The organism is Sorangium sp. So ce185, from assembly GCF_051526825.1.
In the GTDB taxonomy this organism is placed as follows: domain Bacteria; phylum Myxococcota_A; class Polyangia; order Polyangiales; family Polyangiaceae; genus Sorangium; species Sorangium cellulosum_D.
This window is the reverse complement of the sequence record NZ_CP150316.1, coordinates 10,182,925-10,197,277: the sequence shown is the minus strand read 5'-3', so window position 1 is coordinate 10,197,277 and position 14,353 is coordinate 10,182,925. Positions and strand designations below refer to the sequence as shown.

14 protein-coding genes are annotated in these 14,353 nt (G+C 71.4%); 5 read left to right on the top strand and 9 right to left on the bottom strand.

Annotation, left to right across the window (positions count from 1 at the left end):
• The first annotated feature begins 2 nt into the window (after positions 1 to 2).
• Positions 3 to 1,436 (top strand): cytochrome P450, encoded by a 1,434-nt coding sequence (locus tag WMF26_RS37485; RefSeq protein ID WP_437996628.1) that lies wholly within the window; start codon positions 3 to 5, stop codon positions 1,434 to 1,436.
• 53 nt (positions 1,437 to 1,489) lie between these two features.
• Here the strand turns inward: WMF26_RS37485 and WMF26_RS37480 are convergent, their stop codons facing one another.
• Both WMF26_RS37480 and WMF26_RS37475 read right to left on the bottom strand, forming a co-directional pair.
• Entirely contained in the window at positions 1,490 to 2,806 is a 1,317-nt protein-coding gene (locus WMF26_RS37480; protein ID WP_437996627.1) for a cytochrome P450, read from the bottom strand.
• A 31-nt stretch (positions 2,807 to 2,837) separates the two neighbouring features.
• Positions 2,838 to 3,200, bottom strand: coding sequence for a Nif11-like leader peptide family RiPP precursor (locus WMF26_RS37475; protein ID WP_437996626.1), 363 nt, complete (start codon positions 3,198 to 3,200; stop codon positions 2,838 to 2,840).
• Positions 3,201 to 3,621: 421 nt separating this feature from the next.
• Between WMF26_RS37475 and WMF26_RS37470 the strand changes: the two genes are divergently transcribed.
• Positions 3,622 to 4,098 (top strand): MarR family winged helix-turn-helix transcriptional regulator, encoded by a 477-nt coding sequence (locus WMF26_RS37470; protein ID WP_437996625.1) that lies wholly within the window; start codon positions 3,622 to 3,624, stop codon positions 4,096 to 4,098.
• A 39-nt stretch (positions 4,099 to 4,137) separates the two neighbouring features.
• Here WMF26_RS37470 and WMF26_RS37465 read toward each other — a convergent pair whose 3' ends face one another.
• Positions 4,138 to 4,488, bottom strand: coding sequence for an ArsR/SmtB family transcription factor (locus WMF26_RS37465; RefSeq protein WP_437314610.1), 351 nt, complete (start codon positions 4,486 to 4,488; stop codon positions 4,138 to 4,140).
• 10 nt (positions 4,489 to 4,498) lie between these two features.
• Positions 4,499 to 4,987 (bottom strand): VOC family protein, encoded by a 489-nt coding sequence (locus tag WMF26_RS37460; RefSeq protein ID WP_437996624.1) that lies wholly within the window; start codon positions 4,985 to 4,987, stop codon positions 4,499 to 4,501.
• A 153-nt stretch (positions 4,988 to 5,140) separates the two neighbouring features.
• Here WMF26_RS37460 and WMF26_RS37455 point away from each other — a divergent pair, with 153 nt between their 5' ends.
• The 3 genes from WMF26_RS37455 to WMF26_RS37445 all read left to right on the top strand — a co-directional run bounded on the left by WMF26_RS37455 (position 5,141) and on the right by WMF26_RS37445 (position 7,985).
• Positions 5,141 to 5,461 (top strand): hypothetical protein, encoded by a 321-nt coding sequence (locus WMF26_RS37455; protein ID WP_061622141.1) that lies wholly within the window; start codon positions 5,141 to 5,143, stop codon positions 5,459 to 5,461.
• A 273-nt stretch (positions 5,462 to 5,734) separates the two neighbouring features.
• Positions 5,735 to 7,066, top strand: a complete 1,332-nt coding sequence (locus WMF26_RS37450) for an aminotransferase family protein (protein WP_437996623.1) — start codon at positions 5,735 to 5,737, stop codon at positions 7,064 to 7,066.
• A 103-nt stretch (positions 7,067 to 7,169) separates the two neighbouring features.
• Positions 7,170 to 7,985 carry a Uma2 family endonuclease gene (locus WMF26_RS37445; RefSeq protein WP_437333005.1) on the top strand — a complete coding sequence of 272 codons (816 nt, stop codon included), beginning with the start codon at positions 7,170 to 7,172 and terminating at the stop codon, positions 7,983 to 7,985.
• A gap of 12 nt (positions 7,986 to 7,997) precedes the next feature.
• On the opposite strand, the gene WMF26_RS37440 is transcribed toward WMF26_RS37445, so the two are convergent.
• The 5 genes from WMF26_RS37440 to WMF26_RS37420 form a co-directional block, all read right to left on the bottom strand.
• The gene (locus WMF26_RS37440) at positions 7,998 to 9,293 is read right to left on the bottom strand and encodes an RNA polymerase sigma factor (RefSeq protein ID WP_437996622.1); all 1,296 of its coding nucleotides are present in this window, start codon (positions 9,291 to 9,293) and stop codon (positions 7,998 to 8,000) included.
• Positions 9,294 to 9,368: 75 nt separating this feature from the next.
• Positions 9,369 to 9,794, bottom strand: a complete 426-nt coding sequence (locus WMF26_RS37435; protein WP_437333003.1) for a YciI family protein — start codon at positions 9,792 to 9,794, stop codon at positions 9,369 to 9,371.
• Between the two features lie 251 nt (positions 9,795 to 10,045).
• Positions 10,046 to 10,966, bottom strand: coding sequence for a tetratricopeptide repeat protein (locus tag WMF26_RS37430; protein ID WP_437996621.1), 921 nt, complete (start codon positions 10,964 to 10,966; stop codon positions 10,046 to 10,048).
• A gap of 59 nt (positions 10,967 to 11,025) precedes the next feature.
• Positions 11,026 to 12,585 carry a protein kinase domain-containing protein gene (locus WMF26_RS37425; RefSeq protein ID WP_437996620.1) on the bottom strand — a complete coding sequence of 520 codons (1,560 nt, stop codon included), beginning with the start codon at positions 12,583 to 12,585 and terminating at the stop codon, positions 11,026 to 11,028.
• A gap of 168 nt (positions 12,586 to 12,753) precedes the next feature.
• Entirely contained in the window at positions 12,754 to 13,950 is a 1,197-nt protein-coding gene (locus WMF26_RS37420; protein WP_437996619.1) for a carboxypeptidase regulatory-like domain-containing protein, read from the bottom strand.
• Positions 13,951 to 14,353 lie beyond the last annotated feature (403 nt).

The window sequence follows — 14,353 nt, the reverse complement described above, 5'->3', positions numbered from 1 at the left end:
ACATGGGATCTCTGCCGCCCGGCCCGACGTCGTTCAGCCTCGTGGACTACATCCGCTCTGGATTCATCTCCTCCGAGCCCATCTTCAAGCGCTACGCCGCCGAGCACGGCCCGACGTTCCGCGTGAAATCTCCGAACGGGATGCTGACCATCACGGGCGATCCGGAGGCGATCCGCGCGATCTACACGGCCGACCCCGACACGTTCGGGGTCTGGGCCGCCGAGCTGGCCGAGCCGGTCTTCGGGACGAGCTCGGTGGTCGTGACGACGGGCGCCCGGCACCGGCGCGATCGGAAGCTGCTCGGGCCGCCGTTCGGCGCCGGCGCGATGCGCGGTTATGGCGAAGCGATCGCGGACATCAGCCTGGGCGAGGCCTCGCGGTGGCGCCCGGGGCGCTCGTTCTCGATGCTCGCGGCGACCCAGGCGATCGCGCTCGACGTGATCGTCCGCGTGGTCTTCGGCGTGAGGGGCGAGGAGCGCGTCGGGCGGACCCGCGAGGCCGTGCTCGCGCTCATCGACTCGCTGAGCCCGAGCTTCTTCGTCCTCCCCGCGCTCCGGCGCGAGTTCGGCGGCTTCGGCCCGTATGCGCGCAACCGGCGCGCGGCCAGGGCGCTCGACGCGCTGCTGGTCGAGGAGGTCCAGCGGAGGCGCGCGGCGGGGGACGCCTCGCAGGACATCCTGGGACTGATGATGAGCGCCCGGCACGACGACGGCGGGGGCATGAGCGACGTCGAGATCGCGGATCAGCTCCGCGCGCTCTTGTTCGCGGGCCACGAGACGACGGCCATGTCGCTCGGGTGGGCGATGTACTGGCTGCACCGCGAGCCCGCCGTGCTCGCGCGCCTCCGCGCCGAGATCGACGCGCTCGGCCCGTCGCCCGCGCCGGACGCGCTCGCGTCGCTGCCATACCTGGAGGCGGTGTGTCTCGAGGCGCTGCGCATCCACCCGCCGGTGGTCGACGTCGGCCGCGTCGCGAAGATGCCTTTCCAGCTCGGGCGCTACACCATCCCGGCCGGCGAGTCCGTCGCCGCCTCACCGCTGCTCCTGCACGGCCGCGAGGATCTCTACCCGTCGCCCGAGCGATTTCGCCCCTCCCGCTTCCTCGATCGGAAGTTCTCTCCGTTCGAGTTCATCGCCTTCGGCGGCGGCGCCCGCCGGTGCCTGGGCGCGGCGTTCGCGATGTACGAGATGAAGGTCGTCCTCGGCACGATCCTGGGGAGATACCGGCTCCGGCTCGAGAGCCAGGCGCCCATCCAGCACGTGCGCCGCGGGCTCACCATGGGGCCGAGCGGGGGCATGGCGATGATCCTGGAGGGCGAGCGGGAGAGGCCCAGGACGGCGGACGGCGGCGCGGCGGCGGTGGGCAGCCAGGCGGATCCGGCGCTTCAGGGCGTCGCGCCGCAGCCCGCAGCGCGGTGCCCGATGGGCTTCTCCTGAGCGCCGCTGCCGGTGTCCCCTGCGCGTCGCGGGCTGCGCGCGCGCAGCGACGTTCACCGAGCGACCTCATGATCCCGGTCGCACCGGCCGGCGCGCTTGCGCCGCTCCAGGAGGAGCGGCAATCCGTCCCTCGGCACGAGCGGCCGCTGGCCGCCGACGCCCGCCTCGTAGCCTGCCGGCAGCTCGAACCGGAAATCCCTCACCAGCGCGGCCAGCATGAGCTTCATCTGCAGGATCGCCGTCCGCTCGCCGATGCACTTGCGCATCCCGAGCCCGAAGGGGATGTACGCCGGAGCCGGGCGCTCCACGTGCCACGGCGAGCCCGGCAGGAAGCGCTCCGGGAGAAACGACTCCGGGTTCTTCCAGTACTGGGGGAGCCGCTGCATGACATAGGGGCTCACGAGCACCTCGTTTCCGGCGCTCACCGCGTGGGGCCCGTGGCGGAACTCCCTCCGCGCCTCGCGCGCCAGCACCCAGACCGGCGGGTGCAGCCGCAACGCCTCCAGCACCACCGCGGACAGGAGCGGGGCGCGCTCCACCTCCGCTCCCCGCGCGCCGATGGCGTCGAGCTCCTCCTCGAGGCGCCGCCGGACCTCCGGGCGCTGCGCGAGATCGTGGAGCGCCCACGCGCACGCCGCGGCCGTCGGCACGTGCGTCACCAGCATCATCACGATCTCGTCGATCAAGGCCTGATCGTCCATCTGGCCGGCGTCCACCGCGCGCACGAGCGGATCGAGCAGATCGATGGCGCCCGGGTTCCCTGCGGCCCTGCGGTGCTCCGCCGCCTTCAGGATGGCTGTCGCGAGCGCCTCCCTGGCCCGATCGTACGCCGCCTCGTCGTCGGCGGCGTGCCCGAGCCACGCCTCCACCCGGGGCAGCTCGGCCGCGATGTGCTCCACGACCCGCTCTCCCGCGTCCCCGAGGAGCAGCATCGACGCGCTCCGCAGGGCGGCGTCCTCGAGCGCCGGCAGCACCGGCCGCGCCTCGCCGGTGCGCAGCCGCGCGAGCCCCTCGCGCACCGCGCGCTGGGCGCCGCCTCCGCGCGCGAGCAGCGCCTCCCGCTGGAACGCTGGCGCGAGCGCCCGCCGGCGCTCCAGGTGCTCGCTCCCCTCGAGGCGGGCGACGCTCCGCGGATAGGCGTCCTGCATCCGGTGCGGCGGCGTCTTGTCAGTGAAGCCTTCCCGGTCGGAGAACACCCGCTGGATCGCGGCCGGATCGGCGACCGCAAAGCACTGCTTGAGCCCCAGCCGGAACCGGAAGAAATCGCCGTACGCCAGCGTGCCGTCGAGCAGGAAGGCGAGGGGATCCGCACGGAACTCCGGCCAGGAGCCGTGCAAAGGGTGACCTTTCGGACCGGGGGATCGGATCATGGCCAGTTCTCCTGAGGGCGCGGAGCGTCGTTCAGGAAGACAGCTGAGCGCCGGCGCGGAGGCTCAAGTACACGGCTGCATGGCTCAGATCCGACGGCGCGCGGAGGCTCAGGTACACGGCCGCGTGGCTCAGGTCCGACGGCGCGCGGAGGCTCAGATAGACGACCGGATACCCGAAGTCGTAGGCCGAGGCGCCGGGCTCCGCGCGCACGTGCTCCTCATAGGCCCTCGCGAGCTCCTGCTCGGTGCACCAGCAGCCCGCCTCGGCGGCGATCGCGAGGATGCGCGCCATGTCCCCGTCGGCCTCGGCCATCTTCTCCGCGAGGCGCTCGTCCGCCTCGACCTGCGCCAGAAACGCGCGCGCGTCGCTCCTCTTCGCGTCTCCTGCCCTCATCCCCTGGTTCATGCTCGAAAAACCGGCTGTGGCGCGTTGTCCATCCATGTGCGCAGACCTCCATCGGGCCTCTGGGGGGCACGGCGCCGCGGCGGCGGCGTGCCGCGCGGTCCGTCGTCTCCCAGGGCCCAGCGCTCACACCCAGAGCAGGTCCCGCGCCAGCGCGGCGGGCCCGCGAAATGGCCGTCGAGGGCGGCCCTCGCCAGGCCCGTTGCGCGCGCTGTCGCGCGAGTTGCGCGAGCGCTCGCGCAACTCGCGCAGCCGCTCCTCACCTGGACCGCGCCGGCGCGACGGGGCGCCGGTGTCGCCCGACGGGCGAGAGGACTGGGCGCCCCCTCGCCGCGCTCCGGCCCGGCGGGAGGCTCTCGCCAGCCCCGCGATCCCGCTTGACAATGTTAGTTAGTCTTACGAACTATTGGGGGTGACCGACACGCTGACCGTCTTCACCACGCTGCTGCTCGCGCGGATCGCTCGCGTGGATCGCACCGCCTTGCAGCTGATCCAGGAGCGCCTCGCCGAGCGGGGGGTCACGCTCGCGGAGTTCCGCCTGATCGGCGCGCTGCTCGGAGAGCGCGTGGGGCTCACCCAGCGCGAGCTCGCCGAGCGGCTGCAGATCACGGCCGCGTCGCTCTCGGCCCTCGTCGGCCGCCTCGAAAAGAAGGGGCTGGTCGAGCGGACCCCCGACGAGAGCGACGCGCGCGCGTTCCGCGTGCGCTGCACACGTCAGAGCGCGGAGTACGACTGGGCCCAGGACGTGGTGGTCGAGGTGGAGCGCCGCGCGACGCGGGGCATCCCGGCCGCGGAGCTGGAGACGACGAGGCGTGTCCTCGCCGACATGATCGGCAATCTCGAGATCGACGACACGCCCGTGCCATCGATGAAGAGGAGAGAGAAATGAGGCTCGCAGGGTGATCGCGGGGGATGCGCAGGTCGCGTCTCAGGATCTGCCTCCATGGCGCGCGATGGCCGCCTCGCGATCGAGCAGCGCGCCGAGCGCGTCGAGCTTCTCGGTCCAGAATCGCTGGTAATGGGCGGCCCAGTCGTGGACCGCGCGCAGCGGCTCGGCCTCGACGCGGTAGAGCCGCGAGCGCCCCTCCCGGCGGGGCGTGACCAGCCCGGCGTCCCGCAGCACCTTGAGGTGCTGCGAGATCGCCGACTGGGTCACGTCGAACATCGCGCACAGCTCGGTGACGGAGCGCTCCCCGCCCGCCAGCGCGTCGAGGATCGCGCGCCGCGTGGGGTCCGCGATCGCGCGGAAGGTCTCGTCCGGGGAGCGCGCGCCCGTCACTCACGTCACCTCACGTCCCCGCGGGGAAGTGCTTCTCGGCGCCGGCGTCCAGCTCCTGCTTCGTGACCGCCCGCTTCCGCGTCGCGAGCGACCAGCGGTGGCCGAACGGGTCTGTCACCACTCCATACCGGTCGCCCCAGAACGCGTCCTGGAGCGGCATCTCGACGGTGGCGCCCGCCTCGACCGCGCGCTTCCACGTCGCGTCGATGTCGGGCAGGTCGAGGTGGATCGTCACCGAGGAGCCGCCGAGCGCCTTCGGCGTGCGGCTCACCCCGCCTGACATCTCCGGGAAATCGTCGCTGAGCATCACGAGGCCGCCGTTCACCACCAGGGCCGCGTGGATGAGCTTCTTGCCGTCCGGCGTCGGCTGCTCGGCCACCACCGTCGCGCCGAACGCGCGCCGGTAGAAGTCGATGGCCGCGCGGGCGTCGTCGACCGTCAGGTAGGGCGAAACAGGGGGAGGGGCGGGGGGTTCGTGGCTCGTGGTCATGGGCGGCATCGTATTAGTGACTCCTAATATGTCAACCGACCGGCATGGCAGCGCGCTCGCCCGCCTTCGGCGCGGGATCCCGGCCCGGAGATGCGGGGCCGGCTTGTGATCCGGGCGAGCGGCTCCAGATTGTCCTTACACACCTACTGTACGAGGAGAGCCATGCTGCAGAAGCCCATCGAAGGTGCGTGTTTCCTGTGCGAGGCCAGCGCGGCGCGCTGGAACGATCCGGCGGCGGCCGGCGATCCATCGGAGGCGGGCCGCGAGAAGGAGGGCCTCGCGCGGCGGCTCGACGAGCTCAGGAAGGGGGCGTGCACCCCCGAGGAGCTCCGCTCCCACCTCCTGCAGATGTGCGCGATGTGCCAGAAGGTGCTGATGGATGTGGGCGAGGGCGCGACGAAGGAGGAGGTCATCTCCCGGCTGGAGTACCGCGTCGCGCGCCTGCGGGACGTGGCGCGCGCCGAGGGCGGGGCCGCCGGCTGAGGCCGCGCCGAGGCGATCGCTGTCCGCGATGGAGAGGACAGCCGACGTGCAGGCGAGGCGACAAGGACGGATCACGGACGTCCTTGTTATGCGATGTCGCGGCGCCGCGAGCGCTCTCGTGCCGTCCGGACATTGCGGCAGAGGCGGCGAGGCGCCGCGCGGAATCGTGGGGCGAGGCGCGTGGGAGCCGGGCGAGCGGCGCCGGGAAATTCGCGTGCGGGGGGGTGGGATCACCCACTACGCTGGGCACCTCCTCGAACCGCGAAGGCTACCATGAGCGATGACATCGTTGAGCTGACCACGAAGCACACGTACGGCACCTGGCGCGCTCAGCGCGGCTGGAAGCCGATCCACGTCACCCGCGCGGAGGGATGCGCGTTCTGGGATGCGTCCGGCAAGCGCTATCTGGACCTGTCCTCGCAGCTCATCTGCTCGAACCTCGGACACCAGAACGAGGCCGTGATCGAGGCGATCTGCGCGCAGGCGAGGCAGCTCGCCTACATCAGCCCGGCGCACACGTGCGAGGTGCGGGTCCGGGCGGCGCAGAAGCTCCTGGAGGTGATGCCGAAGGGGCTCGACAAGTTCTTCTTCGCGACGTCGGGCACCGAGGCGAACGAGGCGGCGATCAAGATGGCGCGGCTCTACACGGGCAAGCACAAGATCATCGCGCGCTATACGTCGTACCACGGCTCGACGGCGGGCTCGGTCGCGGCGACCGGCGACTTCCGCCGCTGGTTCATCGAGCCGGCCGGCAAGATCCCGGGCGTTGTGTTCGGCCCGGAGGTGAACTGCTATCGCTGCCCGCTCGGCCGGAGCTACCCCGAGTGCGGCGTCGCGTGCGCCGACTACTTGGCTTACATGATCGACCACGAGGAGAACGTGGCGGCGGTGCTCGTCGAGCCGATCGTGGGCACGAACGGCGTCCTCATCCCGCCGGCCGAGTACCTGCCGCGGATCGCCGAGGTCGCGCGCAAGCGGGGCGTGCTCCTCATCGCGGACGAGGTGATGAGCGGGTGGGGAAGGACCGGAAAGTGGTTTGCGGTCGATCACTGGGGGGTGGTGCCGGACATCCTGACGACCGCGAAGGGCGTGACGAACGCGGCCGCGCCGCTCGGGGTGGTGGCGACCTCGCGCGCGATAGCGGACTACTTCGATGACAACATGTTCGCCCACGGCCACACCTACGAGGCCCACCCCCTCACGCTGGCCCCGGTGGTCGCCGCGATCGACGAGTATCGGCGGCTCGACCTCCTGAACCGCGCGACGAAGATGGGAGAGGTCGTGGGCGAGAAGCTCCGCGCCCTCAAGGAGAAGCACCCCTCGATCGGCGATGTGCGCGGGATCGGCCTGTTCTGGGCGGTGGAGCTCGTGAAGGACCGCGCGACGAAGGAGCCGTTCAACGTGCCGCAGGACAAGGCGGCTCGGCGGCCCCTGGTGGTCGACGCGGTGGTCGCCGAGGCGGCGAAGCGCGGGGTGTCGCTCATGGGGTGGGTGAGCCACCTGCTCGTGGCGCCGCCGCTCATCATCAGCGAGGCGGAGATCGAGGAGGGGATCGCGGCGCTCGACGCGGCGCTCGACATCGCCGATCAGAAGCTCTCGGCCTGAGGCGCCCCGAGGGCCAGGCGGCCCGCGGGGCGGTCGGGCGGCCTGGCCCGGGCCGGCGCGGCCCCCCCGCGGGCCAGGGGACTGGCGTGCTATGCTTGCGGGCATGACCGCACGTTGGAACGGCATCCCGACCCGTCCGCCCCGGAACACGGGGCCGATCGAGCTGCGGGACTTCGGGCCGACCGGCCGCCGGCTGGGTACGCCCGACGACTGTTACGACGGCAGCCCGTGGGAGCTGCACCGCGGGGAGCTGATCGAGCAGATGGGCAGCAAGGATATCCACGGCATCGTGATGGCCCTCCTCGCCGCCCTGTTCCGCACGCACGCGCGCGAGGGGTTCACGGTGATGACCGACGTGTACTGCGACCTCAGCGACCCGGCGGGGCCCTCGCTCCGGGCGCCGGACGTGGTGCTCGTGGGCGACCTCTCGTCGCCGCGGAACGACGCCTACCGCGGAACGCCGGTGCTGGCCGTGGAGATCCGGGGCACCCAGTCGAAGCGCTACCTCGAGGAGAAGGTGAAGCTGTACCTGGAGCACGAGTGGCCCTGGGTCTGGATCGCGCACGCGGAGCGGCGGGAGCTCGAGGTCGTGCGGCCGGGGACGGCGTCGATCACCTACCGGCCGGGCGCCGAGGTGCCGCTCCTGCCGGAGCTGGACAAGCACGGCCTCGGCGCCGTGCCGGTCGCGGCGCTGTTCGAGGAGCGCGAAGCGTCGCGGTTCACGGACGAGTGGGTGCGGGCGCGCACCCACGCGCGCGCGATCCTCGCGGTGCTCTCCGCGCGGGGGATCGCGGTGCCCGAGGCGGTGCAGGCCCGGGTGCTCGCGTGCGAGGACCCGGCGGCGCTCGGGCGCTGGCTGACCAGCGCGGCGACGGCGGCGAGCGGCGCGGCGTTCGCGGCGGCGGTGGAGCGCGGGTGACGCCGGCGGCCGTCACCGGCCCGAGGGGGCCGGCGGCGGCGCCGAGCCGGGCGCGCAGGCGGCGGCGCGCCCGAGGAGCAGCTCGCGCTCGCGCGCGTTGCGCGTGAGCGACGCGGCGCGCTCGAACTCGACGCGCGCCTCGTCGAGGCGGCCGAGCTTCGCGAGGAGGTCGCCGCGCACGCTCGGCAGGAGGTGGTAGCTCTCGAGGGCGCGCTCCGAGGTCAGCGCGTCGACCACGGCGAGGCCCGCGGCCGGGCCGAACGCCATCGAGAGCGCGACGGCGCGGTTGAGCTCGACCACGGGCGACGGCGTGACCTGGGCGAGCGCCGCGTAGAGCGCCGCGATGCGCGCCCAGTCGGTCTCGGCCGCGGCGCGCGCCCGCGCGTGGCAGGCGGCGATCGCGGCCTGGAGCGCGTAGGGCCCCCGCGCGCCGCCGAGCTGCTCGGCGCGCTCCAGCGCGGCGAGGCCGCGGCGGATCAGGAGGTGATCCCAGAGGGCGCGGTTCTGATCCAGGAGCAGGATGGGCTCGCCCGACGGGCCGACCCGCGCCCTCGCGCGCGACGCCTGGATCTCCATGAGCGCGGCCAGGCCGTGGACCTCCGGCTCCTTCGGGACGAGCTCGGCCAGGATGCGGCCGAGGCGGAGCGCGTCCTCGCAGAGGGCAGGGCGCATCCAGTCGTCGCCGGCGGTCGCCGAGTAGCCCTCGTTGAAGATGAGGTAGACGACCTGGAGCACCGAGGACAGCCGGGGCGCGAGCTCGGCCCCGCGGGGGACCTCGAAGGGGACGCGCGCCTCGGCGAGGGTCCGCTTGGCCCGGACGATGCGCTGGGCGACGGTCGGCTCCGGGACCAGGAACGCGCGCGCGATCTCCTCGGTCGTCAGGCCCCCGAGCAGGCGGAGCGTGAGCGCCACCTGCGCCTCGGTGGAGAGGACCGGGTGGCAGGCGGTGAACACGAGGCGCAGGAGGTCGTCGCCCACGTCGTCGTCGAGCGCGGCGTCCAGATCGGGCGCGGCCATCGCGCGCTGGGCCTCGATCTCGTGGCCGAGCTCCTCGTGCTTCCTCTCGAGCAGCTTGCTCCGGCGGAGCTCGTCGATCGCGCGGCGCTTCGCGGTGGCCATGAGCCACGCACCCGGGTTGTCCGGGACGCCCGACTCCGGCCACCGCTCGAGCGCGGCGACGAGCGCGTCCTGCGCGAGCTCCTCGGCGAGGCCGACGTCGCGCACCATCCGCGTGAGGCCGGCGATGAGCCTGGCCGACTCGATCCGGAAGACCGCGTGGATCGCGCGATGCGCGTCGGGAGCCGTCACGGCGACCGATCAGAGCAGCTTCCTCCGCCGGCGCAAGCCCCCTCGGCCGGCGCGATCCCCCGGGGCGCGCCGTGGCTACTTCTTCGCCTCGACCTGCGCCCGCAGGCGATCCTCCTGCTCCCGGAGCTCGGGCGTGAGCGCGGGGCCGAAGTCGTCCGCCGTGAACACCTGGCGGATCTCGATCTCGGAGTCCTCGTACATGGGGTTGGGGCAGCGCTTCACCCACTCGATGGCCTCTTCCTTCGACTTCACCTCCCAGATCCAGAAGCCCGCGATCAGCTCCTTGGTCTCGGCGAAGGGCCCGTCGATCACGGTCCGCTTGTCGCCCGAGAACCTGACGCGCGCGCCCTTCGCGCTCGGGTGGAGCCCGTCGCCCGCGACCATCACGCCAGCCTTCACCAGCTCCTCGTTGAACTTCCCCATCTCGGTGAGGAGCTGCTCGCTCGGCATGACGCCCGCTTCGCTGTCCTTGGTGGCCTTGATCAGGATCATGAATCGCATGGTCGTTCTCCTTGCTTCCGTGGGGAGCCGGGCTTCCGGGCTCCGGCAGGGGTGCGTCCCTGGCTCTACCGACGCGACGAACCGGAAGGGGCAAGATCGACACGCGGGGCGATCTTTTTTGCGGATGATGATAAGTCGTCGAACTTATTGAATTTTTTGCGCTCCGGCGGCCGGCTCCCGACCGGGATCTCGAGCGCCGCCTCCGGCGGCCCTCTCTCCGGGGTGCCGTGGCCGGCGCTGCCGGGGTTTCGCTAGAAGCGGCTGTGCAGCAGCGCGCCGCCGCCGCCCGGCAAGATCGCGGGCGTGAGGGCGACCGAGGTGCGCTGCTCCGGCGTCGTCAAGAAGAGCACCAGGCCGGCGCCGAGCCCGGCGAGGCCGATGGCGCCGACGATGGTGCTCGCGGTGGTGAGGTTTCGACCTCGCAAGCGAATCGCCATCCCCTCCTCGCTGCAACGCGAGGGATCCGGGCACTCCTCCTCGAGATCGCCCTTCGCGCCCATCGCGAGGCCGCCCGTGATGAGGCTCCCGCCTAGGGCCGCGACGCCGACGCCGCCGATCACGAAGGCGAGCGTCCGTCGCGCGCTGGAGGCGGGCGGCGGCGGGGCGTCTGGGCGAGGCGCGGGAGCCTGCGAGGGGTCGGGCGGCGCGGCGGCGACCGACGGCGGCTCGAGGCGGACGCTCTTGCGCGTCCCTTCCCCGAGGGACACGCGCGTCTCGGTTTCCCTACCGTCCGCCCACCTCGCGATGAGCACGTGGTCGCCGGGATTGACCGGTAGCTCGCTGCCGACGCTGCCTTGCGGCAGCGGCGCTTGATCCAGGTGCAGCTCCGCGGGAACCGGCGTGCCCTGCGCGAGCTCGAGCACCAGCTTGGGCAGACGCGGCTCGAGCTCCGCGAGGCGTTCCTGGGTGACTGGCAGACGAGGGTCGCTGGGCTCCAGTTGTGGCAAGAGCTCCTTATAATGCTGTGTTGCGCTGGCGATCTGCCCGAGCTCGGCCTCGCACTGCGCGAGGTTGAACAGGGTACCGCGGGCCGGATACGTCTCCTGGCTCTTGCGGAAGAGCGGAATCGCACGGGCGCAGTCCCGCGCTTCAACGGCCGCGCGGCCCTGTTCGAAGAGCGCCTGCGCGTCGGCCTTTGGGTTCCTGGGCTGCGCGGCCGCCGCGTGGCTCATCGCGCAGACGAGAGCAAATGAGAGAACGCACCGTCGAGTGGCAAGGTAGGTCGTTCGCATCAATCCCATTGGTCCCACACGTCGGGTTCCTTGCTCGTGCCGCCGCGCGGTGGCGGCTGCTTGCGCGGCGGCACGGCGGTCGCGCTCGGCTTCGGCAGCGCGGCGGTCGCGCTCGGCTTCGGCTGGGCTGCGGGAGGTTCTGTGGGCCTCGCGCTAACTTCCGCGGAAGGGCTCGCGACCGGTGCTGCGCTGGACCCAGGCTCAGGGGTCGCAGTCGCAGCGGGGCCGGCAACAGGTGTTATCACTGTCACCACGCCGGCTGCGCCGGGCGACGCCGACGGGGGCTCCGGCGCTGCAATCGATGTCACGGGCGCGCTGCGGTCCGCGGGTCCGCTCGGCGAAAGCCGCCACGCAAGGACGAACCCGGCCAGCAAACACACGCCGGCAGCGCCGGTGAGCAGCGCCACGCGACTCCGCGGCGTGCGGGTCCGCGTGGTATTGCCCCAGGAGGCATGGGGCAGCGTCGCGTGCGCCGCCTCGCTGCCGGGCGACGACGGCGTGCCCGGAGGAGGAGCTGGCATGGGCGCCGTCGTCGCGGGCTCGGGCGCGACGACCCACGAGGGCGACGACGTGCCGAACGTGCTGGGCGCGGCCACGGTCGGCGAGGAGCCAGCGCGGGGCGCAGGCTCCGGCAGCAGCCGATCGATGCTCTCGAACGCGAGCCTCGCGCGGTGCGTCCCGAACGGAGCAAGTACGCGGGCGATCTCGGTCACGCTCTGGACGCGGGCGTTCGGGTCCTTCACGAGGCAGCGGCTCACGAGCGCCGCGACGGCCGGGGGCACGTCCGGCCGCAGCACCGTGACGGAGACGGGCGTGTCCATCATGATGGCCGCCGTGACCGCGGTGACGCTGTCGCCCTCGAACGGGTGCCGCCCCGTGAGCATGCGATACAGGATCACGCCGAGGGCCCAGATGTCCGTGCGCACATGCGCGAACTTCAGGCTGCGGATCTGCTCGGGCGACATGTAATGGATGGAGCCCATGATGAGGCCGGTCGCCGTCAGGCTCGCCTCCTTGACGGAATCGCCGGTGGCGACGAACTTCGACAGGCCGAAGTCGAGGACCTTGAGGAGGGGAGTTCCGTCGGGGCGGCGGGTGAGGAAGAGGTTCTTCGGCTTGAGGTCGCGGTGGATGATGCCGCGAGCGTGGGCCTCGGCGATGGCCTCGCAGGCCTGAAGGAGGTAGTCGGCCGCCTCGGCGAGCGGGAGGGGGCCGCGGGTCTGGAGCACGTGGCCGAGATCGTCGCCGACCAGGTGCTCCAGCACCATGTACGCCGCGCCCGAGTCCAGCGTGCCGACGTCGAGGACGCGCGCGATGTGCTGTCCGTCGAGGGCGGCTGCGGCGCGGGCCTCGCGGAGGAAGCGGGCGCTGGCGTCTGGAAGCGCGGCGGCCTCGGGGAGGAGGAACTTGACGGCGACGCGGCGCTCCAGGACGAGGTGCCACGCCGCGAGGACCACGCCCATGCCGCCCGCGCCGAGGACGCGCTCGATGCGGTACTTGCCCGCGAGGACGTCGCCGGGTACGGGGACACCGGAAGGGACGGCGGGCTGCTGCGGCATGGCGGGACGTGATGGTAGCCACCTGGCGGGATGAAATACAAGAGGCGGGCCGAATCGCGTGCGGGTCCGGGGTGAACCTCGATCGCTAGTGGGTCCCGCGTCCTGCGTGGCGAGATCGCCCGGGGTTAGTATCACCATGCCAGCCGTCCGGTGAGCTCGAGAGGCACGTCACTGCGAGACGGAAAGAGGAACCTGCGGCACCTCGTCGTCGGGCACGATGCAGGACGACAGGTCGAACAGCATGAAGAGCAGCGCCTTCTCCTGCGGGGTCAGCTCGTCCGTGGAACACCCCTCCGGGAAGGGCGGGCCCGTGACGTCTCCCGCGGAGACATGGATGTCTGTGAACACCAGGCGTCCGCACTGCTGATCTTCGTCGACGCCGATGGGCGTGTTGAACGTGAAGTACTGGACGCCTGCCGGCGCGGGCTCGTTGTAATAGATCCACCGGGTCGAGATGCCCTCGGTCACGCCGTTCACCGTGTGTTGCGCCCCGTTGATCACGATCTCGCCGTGCTCGGTCGAGGCGCCGACGTTGACGAGCCAGTCCGCCAGGGCCTGCCCCTTCGGAAGCGTGGTGTCCACGAGCGCTGTGAGGGGGCTCACCGGGTCCTCGTTGATGTTGTCCCAGACCGCTGTGTCCGGGAACGGATCCGGCCCCCGCTTCAGCCAGTAGTTGTGCCAGTGGGAGGCGAACACGCGCCCGCCGAGCGAGGTGTAATCGAACAAGGCCTGGCGCGCCGTCTCCGGCTTGTCCGCAGCGTATGGATCGGCTTCGCAGGCGAGGATCACCATGTCGTACTGGCGCAGGGTATCGACCGTCCCCCAGAGGCTCGTGGCCGACGTGAACTCCACGCCTTGATTGAGGCCGTCCGCATACCGCGTCGTCACGGGGTGCCCCGCGTCGCCGCGGCCAGCGAACAGGTTGATCCGCCCCGTCCCGGTCTCCGGCGTGAACTCGCTCTCGTCGATCCCGAGCTTGTGCAGCAGGCACTCGAACGGATCGCCGCCGCCCGTCGTGAGGGCGATCTTGGGGATGTGCCCCTCCGCCTGGTTGCGCGGCAGCCGGATGGTCCCGGCCTCCGTCGCGGTGTCCTTGCATTTCTCGACCGATGGGAGCGTGAGCTCGCGCCGCCACTTGCCCACCTGGACGACGAGCGGGATGTCCTCGCCGACCGGCACGTCCTCCAGGACGAAGTTCCCTTTCGTATCGGTCAACGCCGTCACGATGGGCGAGCCCGACAGCGTCGCGCTGCATTGATCGCAGGTCGCGCCGTCGGTGAGGAAGTCGATCGGTGCATTGGGTATGTAGACAATCACGTTGTAGAGGGGCAATTTGCCCGAAGGGTCGTAGACGGTGCCGCTCACCGTGGTCTTCTGCCCGTTCTCGCATTGGACCTGCTGGCACTCGAGGCCTTCGCATGAGCCCTTGCCTCCCTCTCCGCCGCCTGGACCAGTTGTGGCGCTGCTCGAAGATGCTCCACCTCCTACATCGGTTCCTGACCTCTCTGGTTCAAATCTGTAGTATTTGTCCCAGTCTGCATCGATAATCTGCGCGCACCCAATCGCGTACAGCGCGACAGGCCAAATTGTTGATTTGTAGTATCTCACAGGTTCTCCAATTGGCAACGCCTGTGCTACAGGCGGGGCGGTCTCATATTGTAAATGGTCCTGCGGTGGTGTGGATCATTGATTGCTTTAATGAACGGCCAGCTCTTTGGATGCCGACAGGAAATTCATCCAGATGCTCAGATGCCTCCATACCGAATCG

Coding starts and splice junctions, on each gene's coding strand:
- WMF26_RS37485 (WP_437996628.1), top strand. CDS start 3: ATGGGATCTCTGCCGCCCGGCCCGACGTCGTTCAGCCTCGTGGACTAC.
- WMF26_RS37480 (WP_437996627.1), bottom strand. CDS start 2,806: ATGATCCGATCCCCCGGTCCGAAAGGTCACCCTTTGCACGGCTCCTGG.
- WMF26_RS37475 (WP_437996626.1), bottom strand. CDS start 3,200: ATGAGGGCAGGAGACGCGAAGAGGAGCGACGCGCGCGCGTTTCTGGCG.
- WMF26_RS37460 (WP_437996624.1), bottom strand. CDS start 4,987: ATGCCGCCCATGACCACGAGCCACGAACCCCCCGCCCCTCCCCCTGTT.
- WMF26_RS37455 (WP_061622141.1), top strand. CDS start 5,141: ATGCTGCAGAAGCCCATCGAAGGTGCGTGTTTCCTGTGCGAGGCCAGC.
- WMF26_RS37450 (WP_437996623.1), top strand. CDS start 5,735: ATGAGCGATGACATCGTTGAGCTGACCACGAAGCACACGTACGGCACC.
- WMF26_RS37445 (WP_437333005.1), top strand. CDS start 7,170: ATGACCGCACGTTGGAACGGCATCCCGACCCGTCCGCCCCGGAACACG.
- WMF26_RS37435 (WP_437333003.1), bottom strand. CDS start 9,794: ATGCGATTCATGATCCTGATCAAGGCCACCAAGGACAGCGAAGCGGGC.
- WMF26_RS37430 (WP_437996621.1), bottom strand. CDS start 10,966: ATGAGCCACGCGGCGGCCGCGCAGCCCAGGAACCCAAAGGCCGACGCG.
- WMF26_RS37425 (WP_437996620.1), bottom strand. CDS start 12,585: ATGCCGCAGCAGCCCGCCGTCCCTTCCGGTGTCCCCGTACCCGGCGAC.